This is a genomic window from Streptomyces sp. NRRL S-337 (assembly GCF_000720175.1).
GTDB lineage: Bacteria > Actinomycetota > Actinomycetes > Streptomycetales > Streptomycetaceae > Streptomyces > Streptomyces siderophoricus.
This window is the reverse complement of sequence record NZ_JOIX01000009.1, coordinates 127566-151663: the sequence shown is the minus strand read 5'-3', so window position 1 is coordinate 151663 and position 24098 is coordinate 127566. Positions and strand designations below refer to the sequence as shown.

Below are 24098 nucleotides of genomic sequence, written 5' to 3'. Positions count from 1 at the left end.
GGGGCCGGTTGTGTGGACTGCTGACGCTTTACGTCCACACAACCGGCCCCTCCGGCCCGTCCCCTCCCGGTTGGGGGAGTGTGCGGGTGCGTGGGGGCGCGCGTGGTGCCGCGTACACCTGACGTCGCTGGTCAGCGGGAATAGCTCCGCCCGCGTGTCCGGTTGTGGCCCCGCAGGGGGCCCTCACGACCCTTACGGGATCTGTTCGACCCACCCCTACGGGTCCGCAGACCCCCTTGCACCCCCAACGCCCACCCCCACCGCCCTCTTCCGAGGGGCCGGTGTTTGGGACGTAAAGCGACAGCAGTCCCAAACACCGGCCCCGCAGGCCCGTCACCGCACCCACCACAAACCCAGCCCGCCGCAGGCGCCACGGCGAACAACAACCGCGGCGGGACGGCCAAGTACGTACGCGGCGCCGCAAAGCGCGCAACGGCGAGCAACCCCCACGGCGGGACAGACAGCTACGTGCGGGGCACGGTATAACGTGCCACCCCGTGAGCACGTTCATCTGGATCGCCGCCGCGATCATCCTCATCGGCATCTACCTCAGCTGGACGGCCGGCCGCCTCGACCGCCTGCACGCGCGTATCGACGCCGCCCGGGCGGCGCTCGATGCCCAGCTGCTGCGGCGCGCGTCCGTCGCGCAGGAGGTCGGGACGTCGGGGGTCCTCGACCCGGCCGCCTCGATCGTCCTGTACCAGGCCGCCCACGAGGCCCGGCAGGCCGAGGAGGACCACCGCGAGGTCGCCGAGAGCGAGCTGAGCCAGGCGCTGCGGGCCATCTTCGCCGAGGAGGCGCAGCTGGAGGCCGTACGGGAGGCACCCGGCGGCGAGCAGACGATCACCGAGCTCACTGCCGCGGTCCGCCGCGTCCCGATGGCCCGGCGCTTCCACAACGACGCCGTACGGGCCGCCCGAGCGGTCCGCCGCCACCGGGTGGTGCGATACTTCCGGCTCGCCGGCCACGCCCCGTTCCCGCTGGCCTTCGAGATGGACGACGAGCCGCCGGCCGTTCTCGACGACCGCTCGGCGGGTGGCTGAGCGGAGGCGGCAGGGCCCCGGGAAGCGCGTACGGCGGACCGGGGGCCGCCCGGGGGAACGGATACCGGGCCGCGGGGCGGGTGGCCCCAACGAGCCACCGGCCTTGAATTGGCCCTTTTCTTCGGCCGCTCACAAACGGTTGTGTGGTCCGCACGCACAACCACCCGCACCGAGTGAGGTCAAAACCGTGTCCAGCACGCCCACCACGTCCCAGAACCCCGAGACCGGAACCGCGCGCGTCAAGCGCGGAATGGCCGAGCAGCTCAAGGGCGGCGTGATCATGGACGTCGTCACGCCGGAAGAGGCCAAGATCGCCGAGGACGCCGGCGCCGTCGCCGTCATGGCCCTGGAGCGGGTCCCCGCCGACATCCGCAAGGACGGCGGCGTGGCCCGGATGTCCGACCCCGACATGATCGACGGCATCATCAACGCCGTCTCGATCCCGGTCATGGCCAAGTCCCGCATCGGCCACTTCGTCGAGGCCCAGGTCCTGCAGTCGCTCGGCGTCGACTACATCGACGAGTCCGAGGTCCTCACCCCGGCCGACGAGGTCAACCACTCCGACAAGTGGGCCTTCACCACCCCCTTCGTGTGCGGTGCCACCAACCTCGGCGAGGCCCTGCGCCGGATCGCCGAGGGCGCCGCGATGATCCGCTCCAAGGGCGAGGCCGGCACCGGCAACGTCGTCGAGGCGGTCCGTCATCTGCGCCAGATCAAGGGCGAGATCGCCAAGCTCCGCGGCTGTGACAACAACGAGCTGTACGCCGCGGCCAAGGAGCTGCGCGCCCCGTTCGAGCTGGTCAAGGAGGTCGCCGAGCTCGGCAAGCTGCCGGTCGTGCTGTTCTCCGCCGGTGGTGTCGCCACCCCCGCCGACGCCGCGCTGATGCGCCAGCTCGGCGCCGAGGGCGTCTTCGTCGGCTCCGGCATCTTCAAGTCCGGCGACCCCGCCAAGCGCGCCGCCGCGATCGTGAAGGCCACCACCTTCTACGACGACCCGAAGGTCATCGCGGACGTCTCCCGCAACCTGGGCGAGGCCATGGTCGGCATCAACTGCGACACCCTCCCCGAGGCCGAGCGCTACGCCAACCGCGGCTGGTAAGGACGTACGAACGCAGATGAGCACCCCCACCATCGGTGTGCTGGCCCTCCAGGGCGACGTCCGCGAGCACCTCACCGCGCTCGCCGAGGCGGACGCCCTGGCCCGGCCGGTACGCCGTCCCGAGGAACTCGACGAGGTCGACGGCCTGGTCATCCCGGGCGGCGAGTCCACCACGATGTCCAAACTGGCGGTCGTCTTCGGCATGCTGGAGCCGCTGCGCGCCTTCGTCCGCGCGGGCAAGCCGGTCTACGGCACCTGCGCCGGCATGATCATGGTCGCGGACAAGCTGCTGGACGCCCGCGAGGACCAGGAGACGTTCGGCGGCGTCGACATGATCGTGCGCCGTAACGCGTTCGGGCGGCAGAACGAGTCGTTCGAGGCGGCCATCGACGTGGCCGGCATCCCCGGCGGACCGGTCGAGGGCGTCTTCATCCGGGCGCCCTGGGTCGAGTCGGTCGGCGGGGACGTCGAGGTCCTGGCCACGTACGACGGGCACACCGTCGCCGTGCGGCAGGGTAACGTCCTTGCCACGTCCTTCCACCCGGAACTCACCGGGGACCACCGCGTCCACGCCCTGTTCGTGGACATGGTGCGGGCCGCCGCCGGGTGAGGTTGCGGCGATCAGGTGAGTAACACCGTGTGACGCGACCCCGGTAGGATCGACGGCGTTCGTTTCAGGATTGGTTACGCGAAGGAGACAGGCGGATGTCCGGCCACTCTAAATGGGCTACGACGAAGCACAAGAAGGCCGTGATCGATGCCAAGCGCGGCAAGCTCTTCGCGAAGCTGATCAAGAACATCGAGGTCGCGGCCCGTACGGGCGGCGCCGACCCGGACGGTAACCCGACCCTCTTCGACGCCATCCAGAAGGCCAAGAAGTCGTCGGTGCCGAACAAGAACATCGACTCCGCGGTCAAGCGCGGTGCCGGTCTCGAGGCGGGCGGCGCCGACTACGAGACGATCATGTACGAGGGTTACGGCCCCAACGGTGTCGCGGTGCTCATCGAGTGCCTCACCGACAACCGCAACCGTGCCGCCTCGGACGTCCGCGTCGCCATGACCCGCAACGGCGGTTCGATGGCCGACCCGGGCTCCGTCTCGTACCTCTTCAACCGCAAGGGCGTGGTGATCGTCCCCAAGGGTGAGCTGACCGAGGACGACGTCCTGGCCGCGGTGCTCGACGCGGGTGCCGAGGAGGTCAACGACCTCGGTGAGTCCTTCGAGGTGCTCAGCGAGGCCACCGACCTGGTCGCGGTCCGCACCGCCCTCCAGGAAGCCGGGATCGACTACGACTCGGCGGACGCCAACTTCGTCCCGACCATGCAGGTCGAGCTGGAGGAAGAGGGCGCACGCAAGATCTTCAAGCTGATCGACGCGCTGGAGGACAGCGACGACGTGCAGAACGTCTTCGCCAACTTCGACGTCTCGGACGACGTCATGGCCAAGGTCGACGCCTGAAACCGACCGCGGTCGATGCCTGAGCCGGACCACGGTCGCCGTCCGAACCGGACCACGGTCGACGTCTGAGCCGGAACCAGGCCGGACCTCGCGCGGGCACCACAGCCGCGCCCGACGGGCCGACGGGGAGCACACCCCGTCGGCCCGTCGCGTTGTCGGCCGGCGGCGTGGTCGGCGGGTGGCGTGGTCGGTGGGGGGTGTTGTCAGTGCCACCCGATACTGTGCTGAGCAGGGGATCTCCGCGCCCCCCATGGGGGAGGTGCGGGGTGAAACGGTCCGTCAGGTCGTCAGGTCGGCAGGTCGGCAGGTCGGCAGGTCGGTAGGTCGACGGCCGGTTCGGCAGGTCCCCGGGCGGCAGCACGAGGGTGCGGCGGTCGTGGCGCGGTGCGTGAGAGGGGAGGGCGTCGTGAAGGTGCTCGGGGTGGACCCGGGGCTGACCCGGTGCGGGGTCGGCGTGGTGGAAGGCGTGGCCGGGCGCCCGTTGACGATGGCGGGGGTCGGTGTCGTCCGCACCCCGGCCGACGCCGACATCGCCCACCGTCTCGTCCTCATCGAGCGCGGCCTGGAGGAGTGGCTGGACCGCTACCGCCCCGAATTCGTCGCGGTGGAGCGGGTGTTCAGCCAGCACAACGTCCGTACGGTCATGGGCACGGCCCAGGCCAGCGCGGTGGCCATGCTCTGCGCCGCCCGCCGCGGACTGCCGGTCGCTCTGCACACCCCCAGCGAGGTCAAGGCCGCCGTCACCGGCTCGGGACGGGCCGACAAGGCCCAGGTCGGCGCGATGGTGACCCGGCTGCTGCGGCTCTCCGCCCCGCCCAAACCGGCCGACGCCGCGGACGCCCTCGCCCTCGCCATCTGCCACATATGGCGCGCCCCCGCGGTCAACCGCCTCCAGGAGGCACAGGCCGCCGCCCGCCGCACCCCCGCTCCCGTACGTACGCCGAAGGGCACCCGATGATCGCCTTTGTCTCCGGCCCGGTCGCGGCCCTGGCCCCCGATGCCGCCGTCGTCGAGGTCGGCGGGATCGGCATGGCCGTCCAGTGCACGCCGAACACCCTCTCCGGCCTGCGCGTCGGCGAGCCGGCCAGGCTCGCCACCTCCCTCGTCGTCCGCGAGGACTCGCTCACCCTCTACGGCTTCGCCGACGACGACGAGCGGCAGACCTTCGAGCTGCTGCAGACCGCCAGCGGCGTCGGCCCCCGGCTGGCCCAGGCCATGCTCGCGGTGCACTCCCCGGACGCCCTGCGGCTGGCGGTCGCCACCGGCGACGAGAAGGCCCTCACCGCCGTGCCCGGCATCGGCAAGAAGGGTGCGCAGAAGCTGCTGCTGGAGCTGAAGGACCGGCTCGGCGAGCCGGTGGGCAGCCGTCGTCCGGCGGCCGCCGCCGCGGGCCCGGCCGGCTGGCGCGACCAGCTGCAGGCCGCCCTGATCGGCCTGGGCTACGCCACCCGGGAGGCGGACGAGGCGGTCGCGGCGGTCACCCCGCAGGCCGAGGTCGCCGTCGCCGAGGGCGGCGCCCCCCAGGTGCCGCAGCTGCTCAGGGCCGCCCTGCAGACCCTCAACCGCGCCCGATGACCGCCGCCGCGGGCCCCGCCCCGCGCCGTGCGCGGCGCCCCGGCCCGCGACCGTACGACCCGACCGGCGGCCCGGCCGCCCCGACCCCGCGAGGCATTCCGCAGTGAACTGGGACGACACCGCACCGGCCACCGACGACGCCGCCCCGGCCGGCCCCGACCGGCTGGTCGGCGCCGACGCGGACGGTGAGGACACCGCCGTCGAGGCCGCGCTGCGGCCCAAGGACCTCCAGGAATTCGTCGGCCAGGAGCGGGTGCGCGAACAGCTCGACCTGGTCCTGCGCGCCGCCCGGGCCCGCGGCGCCACCGCCGACCACGTCCTGCTCTCCGGCGCGCCCGGCCTCGGCAAGACGACCCTGTCGATGATCATCGCCGCCGAGATGGGCGCCCCGATCCGGATCACCTCCGGCCCGGCCATCCAGCACGCCGGCGACCTCGCCGCGATCCTCTCCTCCCTCCAGGAGGGCGAGGTCCTCTTCCTCGACGAGATCCACCGGATGTCCCGGCCCGCCGAGGAGATGCTCTACATGGCGATGGAGGACTTCCGCGTCGACGTGATCGTCGGGAAGGGCCCGGGCGCCACCGCCATTCCGCTCGAACTTCCGCCGTTCACGCTGGTCGGGGCCACGACCCGGGCCGGTCTGCTGCCGCCCCCGCTGCGCGACCGCTTCGGCTTCACCGCCCACATGGAGTTCTACGCCCCCGAGGAGCTCCAGCGGGTCATCCACCGCTCGGCCGGCCTGCTGGACGTCCCCCTGGAGGCGGACGGCGCCGCCGAGATCGCCGGCCGCTCCCGCGGCACGCCCCGGATCGCCAATCGCCTGCTGCGCCGGGTCCGCGACTACGCCCAGGTCAAGGCCGACGGCGTGATCACCCGCGAGATCGCCTCGCAGGCCCTGGGGGTCTACGAGGTCGACGCGCGCGGCCTGGACCGCCTCGACCGCGCGGTGCTCACCGCCCTGCTCAAGCTGTTCGGCGGCGGCCCGGTGGGCCTGTCCACCCTGGCGGTGGCGGTGGGGGAGGAGCGCGAGACCGTCGAGGAGGTCGCCGAGCCGTTCCTCGTACGGGAGGGCCTGCTCGCCCGGACCCCGCGCGGACGGATCGCCACCCCTGCGGCCTGGGCGCATCTGGGGATGGTTCCGCCGCAGCACCAAGCGGGCGGAAACGGACAGCAGGGCCTGTTCGGGGCGTGACGGCGCGTGGACTCGCCCGGGCAGGAACTGCGGTGCGATGCTGGGCGTTGTTCCACTGGTGGGGACTCGCTTAGACTCCGCCGATGCCGTCCGTAGGGGCCGGCATACCACCCCCGTATATGAGGCCGCGGATGCGCGGTCGTGCGAAGGATCTTCGTCCCGTGCCCAACATCGTCTCTCTCCTCCCCTTCATCGTCCTCATCGGGGCCATGTTCCTGATGACGCGGTCCGCCAAGAAGAAGCAGCAGGCGGCCGCGCAGATGCGCAACCAGATGCAGCCGGGCGCCGGCGTGCGCACGATCGGCGGCATGTACGCCACCGTCAAGGAGGTCCACGAGGACACCGTCCTCCTGGAGGTCGCCCCCGGCGTGCACGCCATCTACGCCAAGAACGCCATCGGCGCAGTGCTCGCGGACGAGGAGTACAACCGCATCCTGGACGGTGCCGACCCGATCCACGCCGAGGAGACCGTCGTCCCGGACGACGCCTCGTCGCTGACCGGCGACACCGCCGGCGAAGCCACCGAAACGGGTGACAAGGCCGACAAGATCGACCTGGGCAAGGCCGCGACGCCGGCCGACGCCGAGCCCGCCGCCGAGCAGCCCGCGGCCGACGAGGCCGGGGCCGGCAAGGAAACCAAGGACGCCGGGGACGGCGCCAAGGCCGACGCGGACGCCGCCGAGAAGGACAAGAAGACCGGCGGCGACGCGAAGTAGTGCCTCCCACGGAACCGCGGAGCACGCGTCGAGGCGTGCACCGCGGTTCCGGGACGGTCTAGGCTCCGGCGGGGGCAGGTCCCCACAACACTTCGTGGCCGCTCGGCCGATACCCCAGGCCGAGGGGTTGGACAGGGAGAATCGAGAAGGTGGCAGCACCGAAAAAGGGCCGCAGGGCGCCCGCGGGCCAGGGGCATCCGGTCCGCACCCTGCTCCTGGTCCTGATCGCGATGGCGGGGCTGATCGGAGGCATGTTCTACTCCGGCACGCTGGCGCCCCGGCTGGGCATCGACCTGGCCGGCGGTACGAGCTTCACGCTCCAGGCCGAGAACATGCCGGGCAGGCCCAACGCGATCAACGAGACCAACATGAAGACCGCCGCCGACATCATGGACCGGCGGGTCAACGGTCTGGGCGTCTCCGAGACCGAGGTCCAGACGCAGGGCACCAACCACATCATCGTGAACATCCCCCGGGGGACGAACGCGAAGCAGGCCCGCCAGCAGGTCGGCACCACCGCCCAGCTCGGCTTCCGCCCGGTGCTGACCACCACCGTGGGTACGAAGACCCCCGAGCCGAAGCCCAGCCCGTCGCAGAGCGGCAAGAACGCCAAGGGCAAGAGCGGCCAGCAGGCCGGCAGCACCCAGCAGCACGCCTCCTCCTCGCCGAAGCCCGACGCGAAGCCCTCGACGCAGGGCCGCGCCGTCACGGACTCCCTGAAGAAGGCGCCGTCCGCCAAGCCGACCCCCTCGGGTTCGGCCAAGCCCTCCACGCCTCCGACGCCCCCGGCGCCCGGTGGCGACCAGATCCCGCCGGCCCTCCAGAAGCAGCTGAACGCGCTGGACTGCTCGACGAAGCAGGGCCGCGCCGCCGCCGGTGAGCAGGCCGCCGCGGCCAAGCCCTCCGACCCGGTCGTGGCCTGCAACACCGAGGGCACACAGAAGTACGTGCTCGGCCCGGTGGCCGTCGAGGGCACGGACGTCAAGGGCGCCAAGGCCGTCTTCGACAGCCAGCAGGGCCAGGGCTGGATCGTGGAGATGGACTTCACCTCCGACGGAGGCAAGAAGTTCGCGGACATCACCGGCAAGCTCGCCACCAAGGCGCAGCCGCAGAACCAGTTCGCGATCGTCCTGGACGGCGCGGTGGTCTCCGACCCCTCGGTCGAAAAGGCCATCGCCGGCGGGTCCGCCACCATCTCCGGTCATTTCACCCAGCAGTCCGCGCAGGACCTGGGCAACATGCTCTCCTACGGTGCCCTGCCGCTCTCCTTCAAGATCGTCGACGAGACCTCGGTCACCGCGGCGCTCGGCGGTGAGCAGCTGCACGCCGGTCTGATCGCCGGCGCGATCGGCCTGGGGCTGGTCGTGATCTACCTCATCGCCTACTACCGGGGCCTGGCGCTGGTCGCGCTGGCGAGCCTGTGCGTCTCGGCGATCCTGACGTACGCGATCATGACGCTGCTCGGGCCGGCCATCCAGTTCGCGCTGAACCTCCCGGCGGTCTGTGGCGCCATCGTCGCCATCGGTATCACCGCCGACTCGTTCATCGTCTACTTCGAACGCATCCGGGACGAGATCCGCGAGGGCCGCACCCTGCGTCCGGCCGTCGAGCGCGGCTGGCCGCGGGCCCGCCGGACGATCCTGGTCTCCGACTTCGTGTCGTTCCTGGCCGCCGCGGTGCTGTTCGCGGTCACCGTCGGCAAGGTCCAGGGCTTCGCGTTCACGCTCGGCCTGACCACCGTGCTCGACGTCGTCGTGGTCTTCCTCTTCACCAAGCCGCTGATGACGCTGCTGGCCCGCCGGAAGTTCTTCGCCGACGGGCACCCCTGGTCCGGCCTCGACCCCAAGCGCCTGGGCGCCAAGCCGCCGCTGCGTCGTCGTCGCACCGCCCCCACCCAGACGAAGGAGGCGTGAGATGTCCAAGCTCGGAAGCATCGGCGCCCGGCTCTACCGCGGTGAGGTCGGTTACGACTTCATCGGCAAGCGGAAGATCTGGTACGGCATCTCGATCCTCATCACCATCACGGCCATCGTCGGCCTGGCGGTGCGCGGTCTGAACATGGGCATCGAGTTCTCCGGCGGCGCGGTCTTCTCGACCCCGAAGACGTCGGTGTCGACCGCCCAGGCGCAGGCCCGGGCCGAGTCCGCGTCCGGCGGCCACCAGGCCGTGGTGCAGAAGCTCGGTGACGGTGCGCTGCGGATCCAGATCGGCGGTCTGGACACCAAGCAGGCGGTGCCGGTCCAGGAGCAGCTCGCCAAGGAGCTGAAGGTCCCGGCCCAGGACGTCAACACCCAGCTGGTCGGCCCGAGTTGGGGCGAGGAGATCGCCAACAAGGCCTGGCTGGGCCTGGGCATCTTCATGGTCCTGGTGGTCCTCTACCTGGCCATCGCCTTCGAGTGGCGGATGGCGCTGGCCGCCCTGATCGCGCTCATCCACGACCTCACGATCACCGTCGGCGTCTACGCCCTGGTCGGCTTCGAGGTCACCCCGGGCACGGTCATCGGTCTGCTGACGATCCTCGGCTACTCGCTGTACGACACGGTCGTCGTCTTCGACAGCCTCAAGGAAGCCTCCAAGGACATCACCAAGCAGACCCGCTTCACCTACAGCGAGATCGCCAACCGCTCGATCAACGGCACGCTGGTGCGGTCCATCAACACCACCGTCGTGGCGCTGCTCCCGGTCGCCGGTCTGCTGTTCGTCGGCGGCGGTCTGCTGGGCGCGGGCATGCTCAACGACATCTCGCTCGCCCTGTTCGTCGGTCTCGCCGCCGGTGCGTACTCCTCGATCTTCATCGCCACCCCGCTGGTCACCGACTTCAAGAACGGCGAGCCGGAGATGAAGGCGCTGGCCAAGCGGGTCAAGGCCAAGCGCGCCGCGGCCGCCGCCAAGGCCGCCGGCCAGGAGGAGGGCCGGCAGGCGCCCGAGGACGCGGCGGACGGTGCGGACGGCCCCGCGGTCGTCGGCCCCCGCCACCAGCCCGCCGCCCGCAACCGCGGACGCGGCCGCCCGTCGGGCAAGCGCCGATGAGCGCCCCCGCAGCGCTGCGGGAGCTGCTGCTCAGCAGGATCGCGGATGTCCCGGACTACCCCAAGCCGGGCGTGATGTTCAAGGACATCACCCCGCTGCTGGCCGATCCGGCGGCGTTCGGTGCGCTCACCGACGCCCTCGCCGGGCTGTGCGAGCGGCACGGCGCCGACAAGGTCGTGGGCCTGGAGGCGCGCGGGTTCATACTCGCCGCCCCCGTCGCGGTCCGGGCCGGCCTCGGCTTCGTACCCGTCCGCAAGGCCGGCAAGCTGCCCGGCACGACGCTCGGGCAGTCCTACGAGCTGGAGTACGGCTCCGCCGAGATCGAGATGCACGCCGATGCGCTGACGCCGGGGGAGCGGGTGCTGGTGATCGACGACGTGCTGGCCACCGGCGGTACCGCCGACGCCTCGCTCCAGCTGATCCGCCGGGCCGGCGCCGAGGTCGCCGGCATCGCGGTGCTGATGGAGCTCGGCTTCCTCGCCGGGCGCCGGCGCCTGGAGCCGGGCCTGAAGGGCGCCCCGCTGGAGGCGCTGATCACGGTCTGACCAGGGCCACACCACACGCTGGACAAGCAGGGGCATCCGGAACAATCCGGGTGCCCCTGCTGCTGTGTCATGTACGTACCCCTGGCCGCGCGGCGGTTGTGGCCCCGGGCTCGATACCATGGCACCCCGGCCTGTTCGAGGGCCTGGGGTCCGGAACCGCTTGAGGAGTGCTCTTGCCAGACGAGGCCCAGCCGCTCTCCCCCGGACTGCGTCCGGCGGGATCCCATGCCGCGCGCCCGGACGAGCCGAAGCCCGCGACCGGGGCTTCCCCGGACGCGCCCGGGCCCGAGCGGCACGGCGCGACCCCCGAGGGCACCGGTCGGCCTGGGACGGCGGCCCCCGCCGACCGGCCCGGCCGCGCGCCCAAGCCGGGGCCCGCCGCCGCCTCGCCCCGCCCCGCGGCCGCACCGGCCCGCGCCCCCAAGCCTCCGGCCAAGGCCGACCAGCCCGCCGCCACCAAGCCGCTGCCGGCCGCCCCGGCGGGCCGCGCCGGCTCCCCGAACCGCGTACGGGCCCGCCTGGCCCGCCTCGGCGTGCAGCGCTCCAGCCCGTACAACCCGGTGCTCGAACCGCTGCTGCGGGCCGTCCGCGGCAACGACCCGAAGATCGAGACCGCGACCCTGCGCCAGGTCGAGCGGGCCTACCAGGTCGCCGAGCGCTGGCACCGCGGCCAGAAGCGCAAGAGCGGCGACCCGTACATCACCCACCCGCTCGCCGTCACCACGATCCTCGCCGAGCTCGGCATGGACCCGGCGACGCTGATGGCCGGGCTGCTGCACGACACCGTCGAGGACACCGAGTACGGCCTGGAGCAGCTGCGGAGCGATTTCGGCGACCAGGTCGCGCTGCTGGTCGACGGCGTCACCAAGCTCGACCGGGTCAAGTTCGGCGAGGCCGCGCAGGCCGAGACGGTCCGCAAGATGGTCGTCGCCATGGCCAAGGACCCGCGCGTCCTGGTCATCAAGCTCGCCGACCGGCTGCACAACATGCGCACCATGCGCTACCTCAAGCGGGAGAAGCAGGAGAAGAAGGCCCGCGAGACGCTGGAGATCTACGCCCCGCTCGCCCACCGCCTGGGCATGAACACCATCAAGTGGGAGCTGGAGGACCTCGCCTTCGCGATCCTCTACCCCAAGATGTACGACGAGATCGTGCGGCTGGTCGCCGAGCGGGCGCCCAAGCGGGACGAGTACCTCGCGATAGTGACCGACGAGGTTCAGGCCGATCTGCGCGCCGCCCGCATCAAGGCCACCGTCACCGGGCGCCCCAAGCACTACTACAGCGTCTACCAGAAGATGATCGTGCGCGGCCGCGACTTCGCCGAGATCTACGACCTGGTGGGCATCCGCGTCCTCGTCGACACCGTCCGCGACTGCTACGCCGCCCTCGGCACCATCCACGCGCGATGGAACCCGGTCCCCGGCCGGTTCAAGGACTACATCGCGATGCCGAAGTTCAACATGTACCAGTCGCTGCACACGACCGTGATCGGCCCCAGCGGCAAGCCCGTCGAGCTCCAGATCCGCACGTTCGACATGCACCGCCGCGCCGAGTACGGCATCGCCGCCCACTGGAAGTACAAGCAGGAGGCGGTGGCCGGCGCGTCCAAGGTCCGCACGGACGTGCCGAAGAACGCCGGCAAGGGCCAGGAAACCGTCAACGACATGGCCTGGCTGCGGCAGCTGCTCGACTGGCAGAAGGAGACCGAGGACCCCGGCGAGTTCCTGGAGTCGCTGCGCTTCGACCTGTCCCGCAACGAGGTCTTCGTCTTCACCCCCAAGGGCGACGTGATAGCGCTGCCGGCCGGTGCCACGCCCGTCGACTTCGCGTACGCGGTGCACACCGAGGTCGGCCACCGCACGATAGGGGCCCGGGTCAACGGCCGGCTGGTCCCGCTCGAATCGACCCTGGACAACGGCGACCTGGTGGAGGTCTTCACCTCCAAGGCGGCCGGCGCCGGCCCGTCCCGTGACTGGCTCGGCTTCGTCAAGTCCCCGCGCGCCCGCAACAAGATCCGCGGCTGGTTCTCCAAGGAGCGCCGCGACGAGGCCATCGAGCAGGGCAAGGACGCCATCGCCCGCGCGATGCGCAAGCAGAACCTGCCGATCCAGCGGATCCTGACCGGCGATTCCCTGGTGACGCTCGCGCACGAGATGCGCTACCCCGACATCTCCTCGCTCTACGCCGCGATCGGCGAGGGACACGTCGCCGCGCAGGGCGTCGTCCAGAAGCTGGTGCAGGCGCTCGGCGGGCAGGACGAGGCCACCGAGGACATCGCCGAGTCCACCCCGATCCGGCCGCGTTCCAAGCGCCGCTCCAGCGCCGACCCGGGCGTGGTCGTGAAGGGCGTCGACGACGTGTGGGTCAAGCTGGCCCGCTGCTGCACACCGGTGCCGGGCGACCCCATCATCGGCTTCGTCACCCGCGGCAGCGGCGTCTCGGTGCACCGCGCCGACTGCCTCAACGTCGACTCGCTGTCCCGGCAGCCGGAACGGATCCTGGACGTCGAGTGGGCGCCCACCCAGTCCTCGGTCTTCCTGGTCGCCATCCAGGTCGAGGCGCTGGACCGCTCCCGGCTGCTGTCGGACGTCACGCGGGTCCTGTCCGACCAGCACGTCAACATCCTCTCGGCGGCCGTCCAGACCTCCCGCGACCGGGTCGCCACCTCCCGCTTCACCTTCGAGATGGGCGACCCCAAGCACCTCGGGCACGTCCTGAAGGCCGTACGGGGCGTGGAGGGCGTGTACGACGTCTACCGCGTGACCTCGGCGCGCCGGCCGTAACCGCGCACGCGAGAAGGGCCCCGGTACCCAGGTACCGGGGCCCTTCTCGTACGCGGAACTACTGCTGGCCGCCGAACTCCTCCAGGCCCTTGAGCGCCTGGTCCAGCAGCGCCTTGCGGCCCTCCAGCTCGCGGCCGAGCTTGTCGGCCTTGGCGTCGTTGCCGGCCGCCCGGGCCGCGTCGATCTGCTTCTGCAGCTTGTCGACGGCGTCCTGGAGCTGGCCGGTCAGCCCCGCGGCGCGGGCCCGCGCCTCAGGGTTCGTCCGCCGCCACTCGGCCTCCTCGGCCTCCTGGATGGCGCGCTCGACGGCGTGCATCCGGCCCTCGATCTTCGGGCGGGCGTCCCGCGGGACGTGGCCGATGGCCTCCCACCGCTCGTTGATCGACCGGAACGCGGACCGGGCGGCCTTCAGGTCCGAGACCGGGAGCAGCTTCTCGGCCTCGACGGCCAGCTCCTCCTTGCGGGTCAGGTTCTCCCGCTGCTCGGCGTCGCGCTCCGCGAAGACCTCGCCGCGGGCCTGGAAGAAGACGTCCTGGGCGCCGCGGAAGCGGTTCCACAGGTCGTCCTCGTGCTCGCGCTGGGCCCGGCCGGCGGCCTTCCACTCCTGCATCAGCTCGCGGTAGCGGGCGGCCGTCGCCCCCCAGTCCGTCGAGTTGGACAGCGACTCCGCCTCGGCGACCAGCTTCTCCTTGGCCTTGCGGGACTCCTCGCGCTGCGCGTCCAGCGACGCGAAGTGCGCCTTGCGCCGCTTGGAGAACGCCGAGCGGGCGTGCGAGAAGCGGTGCCACAGCTCGTCGTCCGCCTTGCGGTCCAGCCGCGGCAGGCCCTTCCAGATGTCGACCAGCGCCCGCAGCCGCTCGCCGGCCGCCCGCCACTGCTCACTGGCCGCCAGTTCCTCGGCCTCGGCGACCAGCTTCTCCTTGGACTGCCGGGCCTCGTCGCTCTGCCGCGCCTTTTGCGCCTTGCGCTCCTCGCGGCGGGACTCGACGACCTCCACCAGCTTGTCCAGCCGCTTCCGGAGCGCGTCCAGATCGCCCACCGCGTGGTGCTCGTCGACCTGCTGGCGCAGATGGTCGATCGCGGTCATCGCGTCCTTGGTCGACAGGTCGGTGGTCCGTACCCGGCGTTCGAGGAGGTCGATCTCGACGACCAGGCCGTCATACTTGCGCTCGAAGTAGGCAAGGGCCTCCTCGGGGCTGCCCGCCTGCCACGATCCGACGACCTGCTCGCCGTCGGCGGTACGCACGTACACGGTCCCCGTCTCATCGACGCGGCCCCACGGGTCGCTGCTCACAGCGCCTCCTCCACATGATGCCGACGCGGGCGTACGGCCCCCCGGCATCGTCCACAGTTTCTGTCCGGCAGGGCCGCGCCCTGGCCGTCCGACGGGTGGTTTCGCGGGTGAGGGTGGAAGCCGTCGGACCAGGCACCCTACCCACACGCCAATCTAGGCGACGGGCGGTCGGCTGTCCGCATCCAGCACGACCGAAATTCCGCCCGGCGGCCGGTCAGGACTTCGTGACGGTCGCCCGGTCGATCACGACGGTGGCGTGCGGGGCGGTGTTGCCGGTCTGCGGATCGGGGGCCGTCGCCCCGGCGGCGGCGATCTTGCGCAGGACGTCCATACCGCCGGTGATGGTGCCGAACGGGGTGTAGTTGGCGGGCAGCTTGCTGTCCTGGAAGACGAGGAAGAACTGGCTGCCGCCGGAGTTGCGGGTCTTGGGGTCCCTGCCGTCGTAGCTGTTGGCCATGGCGACCGTGCCCGCCGGATAGACGCCGCCCTTGAGCCGCGGGTCCTTGAGGTTCTCGTCCGGGATCGTGTAGCCGGGGGAGCCGCTGCCGGTGGCCGTCGGGTCGCCGCACTGCAGGACGTGGATGCCCTGGTCCACCAGGCGGTGGCAGCGGCTGTGGTCGAAGAAGCCCTGACGGGCCAGGAAGGCGAAGGAGTTGACGGTGTGCGGCGCCTTGCCGGCGTCCAGCTTCAGGCCGATCGTGCCGCAGGTCGTCGCCAGCTTCACGGCGTAGGAGGCCGAGGTGTCGACCGACATCTTCGGCTCCTTCTTCCAGGTCTGCTGCGAGGGCGCGCCCTTCGCGGGGGTGCGGCAGGGGTCGTCAGGCCGGTGGCTGCCCGCGGCCGCGTCGGAGGTCCGGTCGCCGCCGCCGATCAGCGCGGTGGAGGCGTAGACGGCCCCGCCGGCGGCCAGTGCGACGGCCACCGCGCCGGCGATGACGGCGTTGCGGCGCCTGGCCTTGTGCTGGGCGGCGGTCCGCCGCTGCTGCTGGCGCGCGTACTTCTCCCGGGCGAGCTGCCGCCGCCGCTGATCCTTGCTGACCACCGACTCGTCTCCTTGTCCGATCACCGATCGCTGAGGTGCGCCGTCGCCGTACCGTATACGGGTTCGCCCTGCCGGGAGTCCCGCCGGTAGGCTCTGGAGCTGCCGAGATGTCCGGGAGCGGCCCTGCGGCCGCCCGCCACACCGATCCTTAAGGACGAACGTGCTGATTGCCGGGTTCCCCGCCGGGGCCTGGGGCACCAACTGCTACTTGGTCGCCCCCGCCGCAGGCGAGGAGTGCGTCATCATCGACCCGGGCCACCAGGCCGCCCAGGGAGTCGAGGACGCGGTCAGGAAGCATCGGCTCAAGCCCGTCGCGGTCGTCCTCACCCACGGCCACATCGACCACGTCGCGTCGGTCGTCCCCGTGTGCGGCGCGCACGACGTCCCGGCCTGGATCCACCCCGAGGACCGCTACATGATGACCGACCCGGAGAAGGCCCTGGGCCTCTCCGTCGGCCAGCAGCTCATGGGCGACCTCACCGTGGGGGAGCCCGACGACGTCAAGGAGCTGAGCGACGGTGCCGTCCTCGGACTCGCCGGCATGGAGTTCTCGGTCGCGCACGCACCGGGCCATACCAAGGGGTCGGTGACGTTCAGGATGCCCGAGCAGGCGGACATTCCGCCGGTGTTCTTCTCGGGCGACCTGCTGTTCGCCGGCTCCATCGGACGCACCGACCTGCCGGGCGGCGACCACGCCGAGATCCTGAAGTCGCTGGCACGCGTGTGCCTGCCGTTGGACGACTCGACCGTCGTGCTGTCCGGCCACGGCCCCCAGACCACCATCGGCCGCGAGCGCGCCACCAACCCCTTCCTTCGCGAGGTGGCCGCCGGCCTCGGAGACGGCGTCCGCGCCGCTCCACGACGAGGAATGTGACGAGAGCTTCCGTGAGCACCTTCAAGGCCCCCAAGGGCACCTACGACCTGATCCCGCCGCAGTCCGCCACCTATCTCGCGGTGCGCGAGGCGATCGCCGCGCCGCTGAAGAACTCCGGCTACGGCTACATCGAGACCCCCGGTTTCGAGAACGTCGAGCTGTTCGCGCGCGGCGTCGGTGAGTCCACCGACATCGTGACCAAGGAGATGTACGCCTTCGAGACGAAGGGCGGCGACCGGATCGCGCTGCGCCCCGAGGGCACCGCTTCCGTGCTGCGCGCCGCACTGGAGGCCAACCTCCACAAGGCCGGCAACCTCCCGGTCAAGCTCTGGTACTCCGGCTCGTACTACCGCTACGAGCGCCCGCAGAAGGGCCGTTACCGCCACTTTTCCCAGGTCGGTGCCGAGGCGATCGGTGCCGAGGACCCGGCGCTGGACGCCGAGCTGATCATCCTGGCCGACCAGGCCTACCGCTCGCTGGGCCTGCGCGACTTCCGCATCCTGCTGAACTCGCTGGGCGACAAGGAGTGCCGCCCCGTCTACCGCGCCGCGCTGCAGGACTTCCTGCGCGGCCTGGAGCTGGACGAGGACACCCGCCGCCGGGTCGACATCAACCCGCTGCGGGTCCTGGACGACAAGCGGGACGCGGTCCAGAAGCAGCTGACCGGGGCGCCGATGCTGCGCGACTACCTCTGCGAGGCGTGCAAGGCGTACCACGAGCAGGTGCGCGAGCTGCTGACCGCGGCGGGCGTGGCCTTCGAGGACGACGAGAAGCTGGTGCGCGGCCTGGACTACTACACCCGCACCACCTTCGAGTTCGTCCACGACGGCCTCGGTTCGCAGTCCGCGGTCGGCGGCGGCGGCCGCTACGACGGCCTGTCGGAGATGATCGGCGGCCCGGCGCTGCCGTCCGTCGGCTGGGCGCTGGGCGTCGACCGTACGGTGCTGGCGCTGGAGGCCGAGGGCATCACGCTCGACATCCCCGCCGCCACCGCGGTCTACGCGGTCCCGCTGGGCGACGAGGCCCGCCGGGTGCTCTTCGGTACGGTCACCGAGCTGCGCCGGGCCGGTATCGCCACCGACTTCGCGTACGGCGGCAAGGGCCTGAAGAACGCCATGAAGTCCGCCAACCGCTCCGGTGCGCGGCTGGCGCTGGTCGCCGGTGAGCGCGATCTGGCCGAGGGCGTCGTGCAGCTGAAGGACCTGGAGAGCGGCGAGCAGACGCCGGTCGCGGTGGACGCCGTGACCGAGGAGGTCCGGCGCCTGCTGGGCTGAGGCGCAGTCGGACGACGACATGGCGACGGGCCCGGCGGCGTGACCGTCCGGGCCCCTCGCGTCAACGCCCCGCACCGGGGGTTCACCCGCTTTATGCGCAGCGAACGGCCCGTTGTGGTGGGGTTGGGGCACAATGAGGGACGCGGCCGCGGGCCCGCCTGCCGCAGCCCCAGCCCCATTCCCAAGGCATCGACGGAACGGCGATATGACGACGACAGCGGTTGACGACGTGTCCATCGACGACGACCACGAGAGTGGCGCGCGCACCCTGGGCGCGGGCCGCGGCCTCGGTCTGCTGCTGGTGATCACCGGCGCGCTGGGCCTGCTGGCCGCCTGGGTCATCACCCTGGACAAGTTCGAGCTGCTGAAGAACCCGAACTTCAAGCCGGCCTGCAGCCTCAACCCGATCATCTCCTGCGGCAGCGTCATGCAGAGCAAGCAGGCGGCGGTCTTCGGGTTCCCCAACCCGATGGCCGGGCTCGTCGGCTTCGGCGTGGTCGTGGCGATCGGTATGGCCGTCCTGGCCGGTGCCCGCTTCCGCCGCTGGTACTGGATCGGGCTGAACATCGGCACCGGCCTCGCCGCGGTCTTCTGCATGTGGCTGATGACCCAGTCGCTGTACAGCATCAACGCGCTGTGCCTGTGGTGCACGCTGACCTGGTGCGTGACGATCCTGATGTTCTGGTACACCACCGCGCACAACATCAAGCACGGCGTCATCCCGGCTCCCGCGGGCGTGCGGAACGCGGTCGTGGAGTTCCACTGGGTCCTGCCGGTCCTCTGGTACGGCGTGATCGCGCTGCTGATCCTCACCAAGTGGTGGTCGTTCTGGAGCGGCCTGCTCTAGGCACGCCCCGCCCCTGGCGTGAAGCCGCCCTGCGCCCCGGTCCGTCCCCGACGGTCGCCGGGGCGTTGTCAGTGGGGTGGCATAGGCTCGTCAGCGTGGAGCCCGACCTGTTCACCGCCGCCGCCGAAGACCGCCAGGAGAAGGACCCCGCGGGGTCTCCGCTCGCCGTGCGGATGCGTCCGCGCACCCTCGACGAAGTCGTGGGCCAGCAGCATCTGCTCAAGCCCGGCTCACCGCTGCGCCGCCTGGTGGGAGAGGGCAGCGGGGGGCCCGCGGGGCCGTCGTCGGTGTTCCTGTGGGGCCCGCCCGGCACCGGCAAGACGACCCTGGCGTACGTCGTCAGCCAGGCGACGAACAAGCGCTTCGTGGAGCTCTCCGCGATCACCGCCGGCGTCAAGGAGGTCCGCGCGGTCATCGACGGCGCCCGCCGCGCCTCCGGGGGGTACGGCAAGGAGACGGTGCTCTTCCTCGACGAGATCCACCGCTTCAGCAAGGCCCAGCAGGACTCCCTGCTGCCCGCGGTGGAGAACCGCTGGGTCACCCTGATCGCCGCGACGACCGAGAACCCGTACTTCTCGGTGATCTCCCCGCTGCTCTCCCGTTCGCTGCTGCTGACCCTCGAACCGCTCACGGACGACGATCTGCGCGCGCTGCTGCGGCGGGCGCTGACCGACGCCCGTGGTCTGGCCGGGGCCGTCACGCTCCCCGAGGACACCGAGGCGCATCTGCTGCGCATCGCGGGCGGCGACGCCCGGCGCGCGCTGACCGCCCTGGAGGCGGGCGCCGGAGCCGCGCTGGCCAAGGGTGAGAAGGAGCTCGCCCTGACGACGCTGGAGGAGTCCGTCGACCGCGCGGCGGTGAAGTACGACCGGTCCGGCGACCAGCACTACGACGTCGCCAGCGCCCTGATCAAGTCGATCCGCGGTTCGGACGTCGATGCCGCGCTGCACTACCTCGCGCGGATGATCGAGGCGGGGGAGGACCCGCGGTTCATCGCCCGGCGGCTGATGATCTCGGCGAGCGAGGACATCGGGCTGGCCGATCCGACCGCGCTGCAGACCGCGGTCGCCGCCGCCCAGGCCGTGGCGCTGATCGGTTTCCCGGAGGCCCGGATCACGCTGAGCCAGGCCACCATCGCCCTCGCCCTGGCGCCGAAGTCGAACGCCGCCTATCTGGCCATCGACGCCGCGCTGGCGGACGTCCGGGCCGGCAAGGCCGGCGCGGTACCGCTCCATCTGCGCGACAGCCACTACAAGGGCGCCCAGAAGCTCGGCCACGGCCACGGCTACCAGTATCCGCACGACCTGCCCGGCGGTATCGCGGCCCAGCAGTACGCCCCCGACGAGGTGCACGGCAAGCGCTATTACGAGCCAACCCGCCATGGCGCCGAGTCCCGTTACGCCGATGTGGCGGACCGGGTCCGGGCCCGTCTGCGCGGCGCCGCCGGGGAGCCGGCCGCCGAGTAGGCGGCGGGCAGCACGGGGCCAACGGGCCGGCGGGCGCGGCCTATCGGGCCGCGGCGTCGAAGAGCGTGTGCATCGCCCGCCGCAGTTCGGCCACGTCCCGTACCGGCTCGGGGAAGTCGAAGCGGGCGTCGAAGGAGCGCTGCGCGGGGTCGGTGAAGCGGACCCGCAGCCCGAAGCGGTCCAGGGCCACCGGTACGGCCCTCTCGTGCGCCCCGCAGATCCGGCCGCGCTCGCCCAGCAGCGTGCACAGCCCGCGGATCTGCTCGCCGTGCGCCGCGGCCAGGTGCTGCAGCAGGTCGGCCTCGTGGGCGACCAGCGGATCGGGCGCGGCGGCCGCGAAGTCGTCCGGCTCGACCGGCCCGGCGCCCCAGAGGTCGTCCACCGCCCCCTCGCCGACCTCCAGGCGCAGCATCATCCAGGCGGTCCGCCCGTAGAGGCCGGGGGCCGGGTCCGGGTGCAGCGCCTCGCCGAGTCCGAGCAGCTCGCCGACCGGGTGCCGCTCGGCGAGCAGCAGCGCGGCCTCGGCCCGCTGCCCGTTGCGTACGGGGGTGAGCCAGCCGGCCAGCCAGGCCCGGCCGCGGATGCGGTGGGGCACCGAGACCGGTGCCACATCCGTGATCTCCATCACGGCGGTCAGGTCGTCGTCCTGGGCGTGGGCGGCCGCGCGGGCCGCCGCACAGTCCCCCGGAACCAGCAACAGCACGTCTCCGTCGGGCGTCACGGTCCGGCAGACCGGAGCGGTGAGCCCGGTCTCGTCCGGATCCTCGACTCCGGGGACGCTCAGCGACGCCATACCATGGGATTCGACGAGAGTGCGTACGCGTTCGGCGGCGGTCGGCTGCCGGGCGTCTTCCTTGGGACGCGGCTGACCCGTCCCGGTGCTCTGACCAGCACCGGGCAGGGGGATCCCAGGTCGAAACATGCGTTCTCCTCGCGCTAAGGTAAGCCTCACCTAACTTACATGGAGGATCGTTCCACGTGAACCAGTCGCGTCCCAAGGTCAAGAAGTCCCGCGCGCTCGGCATCGCGCTGACGCCGAAGGCCGTCAAGTACTTCGAGGCCCGTCCGTACCCGCCCGGCGAGCACGGCCGCGGCCGCAAGCAGAACAGTGACTACAAGGTCCGTCTGCTGGAGAAGCAGCGTCTGCGCGCGCAGTACGACATCAGCGAGCGCCAGATGGCGCGCGCCTACGACCGCGCCCGCAAGGCCGAGGGCAAGACGGGCGAGGCCCTGGTGGTCGAGCTGGAGCGCCGTCTGGACGCGCTCGTGCTGCGTTCGGGCATCGCCCGCACCATCTACCAGGCCCGCCAGATGGTCGTCCACGGCCACATCGCGGTCAACGACCGCAAGGTCGACAAGCCGTCCTTCCGCGTCCGCCCCGGCGACGTCGTGATGGTCCGCGAGCGCAGCCGCGAGAAGCACCCCTTCCAGGTCGCGCGCGAGGGTGGCTACGCCCCCGACGGCGAGACCCCGCGCTACCTGGAGGTCAACCTCCAGGCGCTGGCGTTCCGCCTGGACCGGGACCCCAACCGCAAGGAGATCCCGGTGATCTGCGACGAGCAGCTCGTCGTCGAGTACTACGCCCGCTGAAGCAACACCGCGCGGCGCGGCACCACCTCAGCCCGCCGTCTCCCCGCCGCTCGCGGAGGGGGAGGCGGCGGGTTCGTGCGTGGCCGGCGGTGCGATCCGCACCGCCCGGCGCGGCGCCGGCAACCGACCGGCCGGCCGCAGGACCCGGGCCACCGCCGCGTCCAGGTCGAGCCGGCCGCCCTCCCGCAGACAGCGCTCGTAGTCCCCGTTCCCCAGCTCCCGACGGGCCCGGTCCTCGCACAGCGCGTGCGGCCGGCTGAAGTAGCGCGAGCCGAACAGCGGCAGCCCCACCGACGGCCAGATCCGGCCCGCCGCGCCCTGCAGCACCGCCGCCTCCGCCGCATCGCCCTCGCCCACCGTCACCAGCGCCAGCAGCTCGATCGCCAGCACCGCGCCCAGCAGGTCGTGGAAGGTGTGGTCGATGGCCAGGCACTCCTCCAGCAGAGCCCGGGCCTGCCCGGCCTCGCCGCGCGACCAGGCCGCGAAGGCCAGCACGAACAGCGCGTACGCCAGCGTCCAGCGCTCTCCGTGGTCCTCGCACACCTGCCGGACGTCCTCGCACAGCCGCACCGCGTCCGCCAGCTCGCCCTGGAAGGCCACCGCCATCGCCAGCTCGACCTGCCCCATCAGCACATTGCTGTTGAGCTCGCCGACCTCCCGGTAGCGCGCCAGCGCCCCGCGCAGCAGCTCCTCGGCCCGCGGCATGTCGTCGCAGACCAGCGCCAGACAGCCGGTGCGGTGCAGCGCATAGGCGGCCGCGGTGGCGTTCCCGGTCCGCTCGGCCTCCTCGCTGCACTCCTGCAGCGCCCCCAGCGCGCCGACGGTGTCGCCCTGGAGCACCGCCACGTAACCGGCCACCCACAACGCCTTCAGCCGGGCGTCGTCGTGACCGCCGTCCAGCTCCAGCGCCCGGTCCAGCCAGTGCCGGCCCTCCGACAGCCGCCCGCAGCCGACCCAGTAGAACCACAGCGTGCCCGCCAGGTACTGGCCCAGATGCGTCTCGGTGGTGCTCTGCAGGCTCTCCTCCAGCGCCACCCGCAGATTGGGCAGCTCGGCCTCGATCCGGGCCGCGATCTCCGCCTGACGCGAGCTGAACCAGTCCAGCTCGCACCACGTCGCCAGCCCCAGGTACCAGTCCCGGTGCCGCCGCCGCAGCCGCTCGGCATCCTGCGTCGCCTCCAGCCAGCCCGCGCCGTAGGCCCGTACGGTGTCCAGCATCCGGTAGCGCACCCCGGCCGCGGTCTCCTCGCGGACCAGCACCGACTGGGCGACCAACTCCTCCAGCGTGTCCAGGAGTTCGTCGGCCGGCAGCTCCGGTCCCGAGCAGACGTACTCCGCCGCCTCCAGGTCGAACTGCCCGGCGAACACCGACAGCCGCGCCCACAGCAGCCGTTCCCCGGGCGTGCACAGCTCATGGCTCCAGCCGATCGCGCAGCGCAGCGTCTGGTGGCGGGGCAGCGCGCCCCTCGCCCGGCCGGTCAGCAGCCGGAACCGGTCGTCGAGCCGGAGCAGCACCTGGTCCACCGACAGTGCCCGCAGCCGCCCGGCGGCCAGCTCCAGCGCGAGCGGGATGCCGTCCAGGCGGTCGCAGAGCTCACCGACCGCGGCCTCGTTCGCCGGCCCGACGGTGAAACCCGGAACGACGGCCGCGGCCCGGTCGGCGAACAGCGCCGCCGCATCGCCCCCGGGCATCGGCGCCAGCGGCATCAGCTGCTCGCCCGGGATCCCCAGCGGCCGCCGGCCGGCCGCCAGCACCCGCAGCCCCGGTGCGCGGCGCAGCAGTTCGGCGGTCAGGCCGGCGCAGGCGTCGACCAGGTGCTCGTAGCCGTCCAGGACGAGCAGCAGCTCACGGCCGGCGAGGTGATCGCAGAGCGTGGCACGCACCGGGCGGCCGCTGTGGTCGGCCGCCGCCAGGGCCTCGGCGACCGCGTGGTCCAGGAGGTGCGGCTCGCTCAGGGAGGCCAGTTCGACCAGCCACACCCCGTCGCAGAAGCGATCCTGCAAGATCGCCGCACCATGGTGGGCCAGCCGTGACTTGCCGACCCCGCCGAGCCCGGTGACGGTCACCAGCCGGGCCGAGCCCACCTGCCGGACCAGCTCGGCGAGCTCGTCGTCGCGGCCGATGAACCGGTTCAGTTCCGCGGGGAGATTGCCCGGGCCACCCGGTGGGCCGCCCGGCCCGCCCGGCGGTCTCCCGGCCCCTTCCGGACGGTCGGGGGAGGGACCCGCAGCGGGCCCGGAGCCCGTGAAGCGTCGCATGGCACACGGAG

21 protein-coding genes are annotated in these 24098 nt (G+C 72.0%); 17 read left to right on the top strand and 4 right to left on the bottom strand.

Features of this window, described 5'->3' with window-relative positions:
- The first annotated feature begins 497 nt into the window (after positions 1 to 497).
- The 12 genes from IG62_RS0110025 to IG62_RS0109970 all read left to right on the top strand — a co-directional run bounded on the left by IG62_RS0110025 (position 498) and on the right by IG62_RS0109970 (position 13441).
- Positions 498 to 1043, top strand: a complete 546-nt coding sequence (locus IG62_RS0110025; RefSeq protein ID WP_030415312.1) for a hypothetical protein — start codon at positions 498 to 500, stop codon at positions 1041 to 1043.
- Between the two features lie 187 nt (positions 1044 to 1230).
- Positions 1231 to 2142: a pyridoxal 5'-phosphate synthase lyase subunit PdxS gene (gene pdxS / locus IG62_RS0110020; RefSeq protein WP_030415313.1), complete on the top strand. Its 912-nt coding sequence runs from the start codon at positions 1231 to 1233 to the stop codon at positions 2140 to 2142.
- A gap of 16 nt (positions 2143 to 2158) precedes the next feature.
- Entirely contained in the window at positions 2159 to 2752 is a 594-nt protein-coding gene (gene pdxT, locus IG62_RS0110015; RefSeq protein ID WP_030799995.1) for a pyridoxal 5'-phosphate synthase glutaminase subunit PdxT, read from the top strand.
- A 95-nt stretch (positions 2753 to 2847) separates the two neighbouring features.
- Positions 2848 to 3600 carry a YebC/PmpR family DNA-binding transcriptional regulator gene (locus IG62_RS0110010; RefSeq protein WP_030799993.1) on the top strand — a complete coding sequence of 251 codons (753 nt, stop codon included), beginning with the start codon at positions 2848 to 2850 and terminating at the stop codon, positions 3598 to 3600.
- Positions 3601 to 4006: 406 nt separating this feature from the next.
- Positions 4007 to 4558: a crossover junction endodeoxyribonuclease RuvC gene (ruvC, locus tag IG62_RS0110005; protein ID WP_030799990.1), complete on the top strand. Its 552-nt coding sequence runs from the start codon at positions 4007 to 4009 to the stop codon at positions 4556 to 4558.
- Positions 4555 to 5175 carry a Holliday junction branch migration protein RuvA gene (ruvA, locus tag IG62_RS0110000; protein ID WP_030799988.1) on the top strand — a complete coding sequence of 207 codons (621 nt, stop codon included), beginning with the start codon at positions 4555 to 4557 and terminating at the stop codon, positions 5173 to 5175. Before ruvC ends, ruvA begins: the two co-directional genes overlap by 4 nt.
- 103 nt (positions 5176 to 5278) lie before the next feature.
- Positions 5279 to 6367: a Holliday junction branch migration DNA helicase RuvB gene (gene ruvB, locus IG62_RS0109995; protein ID WP_030799985.1), complete on the top strand. Its 1089-nt coding sequence runs from the start codon at positions 5279 to 5281 to the stop codon at positions 6365 to 6367.
- A gap of 161 nt (positions 6368 to 6528) precedes the next feature.
- Positions 6529 to 7083 carry a preprotein translocase subunit YajC gene (gene yajC, locus IG62_RS0109990; protein ID WP_030799983.1) on the top strand — a complete coding sequence of 185 codons (555 nt, stop codon included), beginning with the start codon at positions 6529 to 6531 and terminating at the stop codon, positions 7081 to 7083.
- Between the two features lie 149 nt (positions 7084 to 7232).
- Entirely contained in the window at positions 7233 to 8996 is a 1764-nt protein-coding gene (secD, locus tag IG62_RS0109985; RefSeq protein WP_030799981.1) for a protein translocase subunit SecD, read from the top strand.
- A gap of 1 nt (position 8997) precedes the next feature.
- Entirely contained in the window at positions 8998 to 10113 is a 1116-nt protein-coding gene (gene secF, locus IG62_RS0109980; protein WP_030799979.1) for a protein translocase subunit SecF, read from the top strand.
- The gene (locus tag IG62_RS0109975) at positions 10110 to 10658 is read left to right on the top strand and encodes an adenine phosphoribosyltransferase (RefSeq protein ID WP_030799977.1); all 549 of its coding nucleotides are present in this window, start codon (positions 10110 to 10112) and stop codon (positions 10656 to 10658) included. Before secF ends, IG62_RS0109975 begins: the two co-directional genes overlap by 4 nt.
- A gap of 173 nt (positions 10659 to 10831) precedes the next feature.
- The gene (locus tag IG62_RS0109970) at positions 10832 to 13441 is read left to right on the top strand and encodes a RelA/SpoT family protein (RefSeq protein ID WP_030799975.1); all 2610 of its coding nucleotides are present in this window, start codon (positions 10832 to 10834) and stop codon (positions 13439 to 13441) included.
- Positions 13442 to 13499: 58 nt separating this feature from the next.
- Here the strand turns inward: IG62_RS0109970 and IG62_RS0109965 are convergent, their stop codons facing one another.
- Both IG62_RS0109965 and IG62_RS0109960 read right to left on the bottom strand, forming a co-directional pair.
- Positions 13500 to 14735 (bottom strand): DUF349 domain-containing protein, encoded by a 1236-nt coding sequence (locus IG62_RS0109965; RefSeq protein WP_030799973.1) that lies wholly within the window; start codon positions 14733 to 14735, stop codon positions 13500 to 13502.
- Positions 14736 to 14949: 214 nt separating this feature from the next.
- On the bottom strand, positions 14950 to 15777 hold the full coding sequence (locus tag IG62_RS0109960; RefSeq protein WP_030799970.1) for a peptidylprolyl isomerase: 828 nt from the start codon (positions 15775 to 15777) through the stop codon (positions 14950 to 14952).
- Between the two features lie 160 nt (positions 15778 to 15937).
- Here IG62_RS0109960 and IG62_RS0109955 point away from each other — a divergent pair, with 160 nt between their 5' ends.
- The 4 genes from IG62_RS0109955 (at position 15938) to IG62_RS0109940 (ending at position 20238) form a co-directional block, all read left to right on the top strand.
- On the top strand, positions 15938 to 16651 hold the full coding sequence (locus IG62_RS0109955; protein ID WP_030799967.1) for an MBL fold metallo-hydrolase: 714 nt from the start codon (positions 15938 to 15940) through the stop codon (positions 16649 to 16651).
- An 11-nt stretch (positions 16652 to 16662) separates the two neighbouring features.
- The gene (gene hisS, locus IG62_RS0109950) at positions 16663 to 17925 is read left to right on the top strand and encodes a histidine--tRNA ligase (RefSeq protein ID WP_030799965.1); all 1263 of its coding nucleotides are present in this window, start codon (positions 16663 to 16665) and stop codon (positions 17923 to 17925) included.
- A 205-nt stretch (positions 17926 to 18130) separates the two neighbouring features.
- Entirely contained in the window at positions 18131 to 18772 is a 642-nt protein-coding gene (locus tag IG62_RS0109945; protein WP_030799963.1) for a vitamin K epoxide reductase family protein, read from the top strand.
- Between the two features lie 95 nt (positions 18773 to 18867).
- Positions 18868 to 20238, top strand: a complete 1371-nt coding sequence (locus IG62_RS0109940; protein ID WP_030799961.1) for a replication-associated recombination protein A — start codon at positions 18868 to 18870, stop codon at positions 20236 to 20238.
- Positions 20239 to 20278: 40 nt separating this feature from the next.
- Here the strand turns inward: IG62_RS0109940 and IG62_RS0109935 are convergent, their stop codons facing one another.
- Positions 20279 to 21031: a DUF2470 domain-containing protein gene (locus IG62_RS0109935; RefSeq protein WP_030799958.1), complete on the bottom strand. Its 753-nt coding sequence runs from the start codon at positions 21029 to 21031 to the stop codon at positions 20279 to 20281.
- Between the two features lie 185 nt (positions 21032 to 21216).
- Here IG62_RS0109935 and rpsD point away from each other — a divergent pair, with 185 nt between their 5' ends.
- Entirely contained in the window at positions 21217 to 21828 is a 612-nt protein-coding gene (gene rpsD, locus IG62_RS0109930) for a 30S ribosomal protein S4 (protein WP_030415331.1), read from the top strand.
- A gap of 27 nt (positions 21829 to 21855) precedes the next feature.
- On the opposite strand, the gene IG62_RS0109925 is transcribed toward rpsD, so the two are convergent.
- Positions 21856 to 24087: an ATP-binding protein gene (locus IG62_RS0109925; RefSeq protein WP_030799956.1), complete on the bottom strand. Its 2232-nt coding sequence runs from the start codon at positions 24085 to 24087 to the stop codon at positions 21856 to 21858.
- Positions 24088 to 24098 lie beyond the last annotated feature (11 nt).

Coding starts and splice junctions, on each gene's coding strand:
- IG62_RS0109925 (WP_030799956.1), bottom strand. CDS start 24,087: ATGCGACGCTTCACGGGCTCCGGGCCCGCTGCGGGTCCCTCCCCCGAC.
- ruvA (WP_030799988.1), top strand. CDS start 4,555: ATGATCGCCTTTGTCTCCGGCCCGGTCGCGGCCCTGGCCCCCGATGCC.
- pdxT (WP_030799995.1), top strand. CDS start 2,159: ATGAGCACCCCCACCATCGGTGTGCTGGCCCTCCAGGGCGACGTCCGC.
- IG62_RS0109975 (WP_030799977.1), top strand. CDS start 10,110: ATGAGCGCCCCCGCAGCGCTGCGGGAGCTGCTGCTCAGCAGGATCGCG.
- IG62_RS0109935 (WP_030799958.1), bottom strand. CDS start 21,031: ATGGCGTCGCTGAGCGTCCCCGGAGTCGAGGATCCGGACGAGACCGGG.
- IG62_RS0110010 (WP_030799993.1), top strand. CDS start 2,848: ATGTCCGGCCACTCTAAATGGGCTACGACGAAGCACAAGAAGGCCGTG.
- secF (WP_030799979.1), top strand. CDS start 8,998: ATGTCCAAGCTCGGAAGCATCGGCGCCCGGCTCTACCGCGGTGAGGTC.
- IG62_RS0109945 (WP_030799963.1), top strand. CDS start 18,131: ATGACGACGACAGCGGTTGACGACGTGTCCATCGACGACGACCACGAG.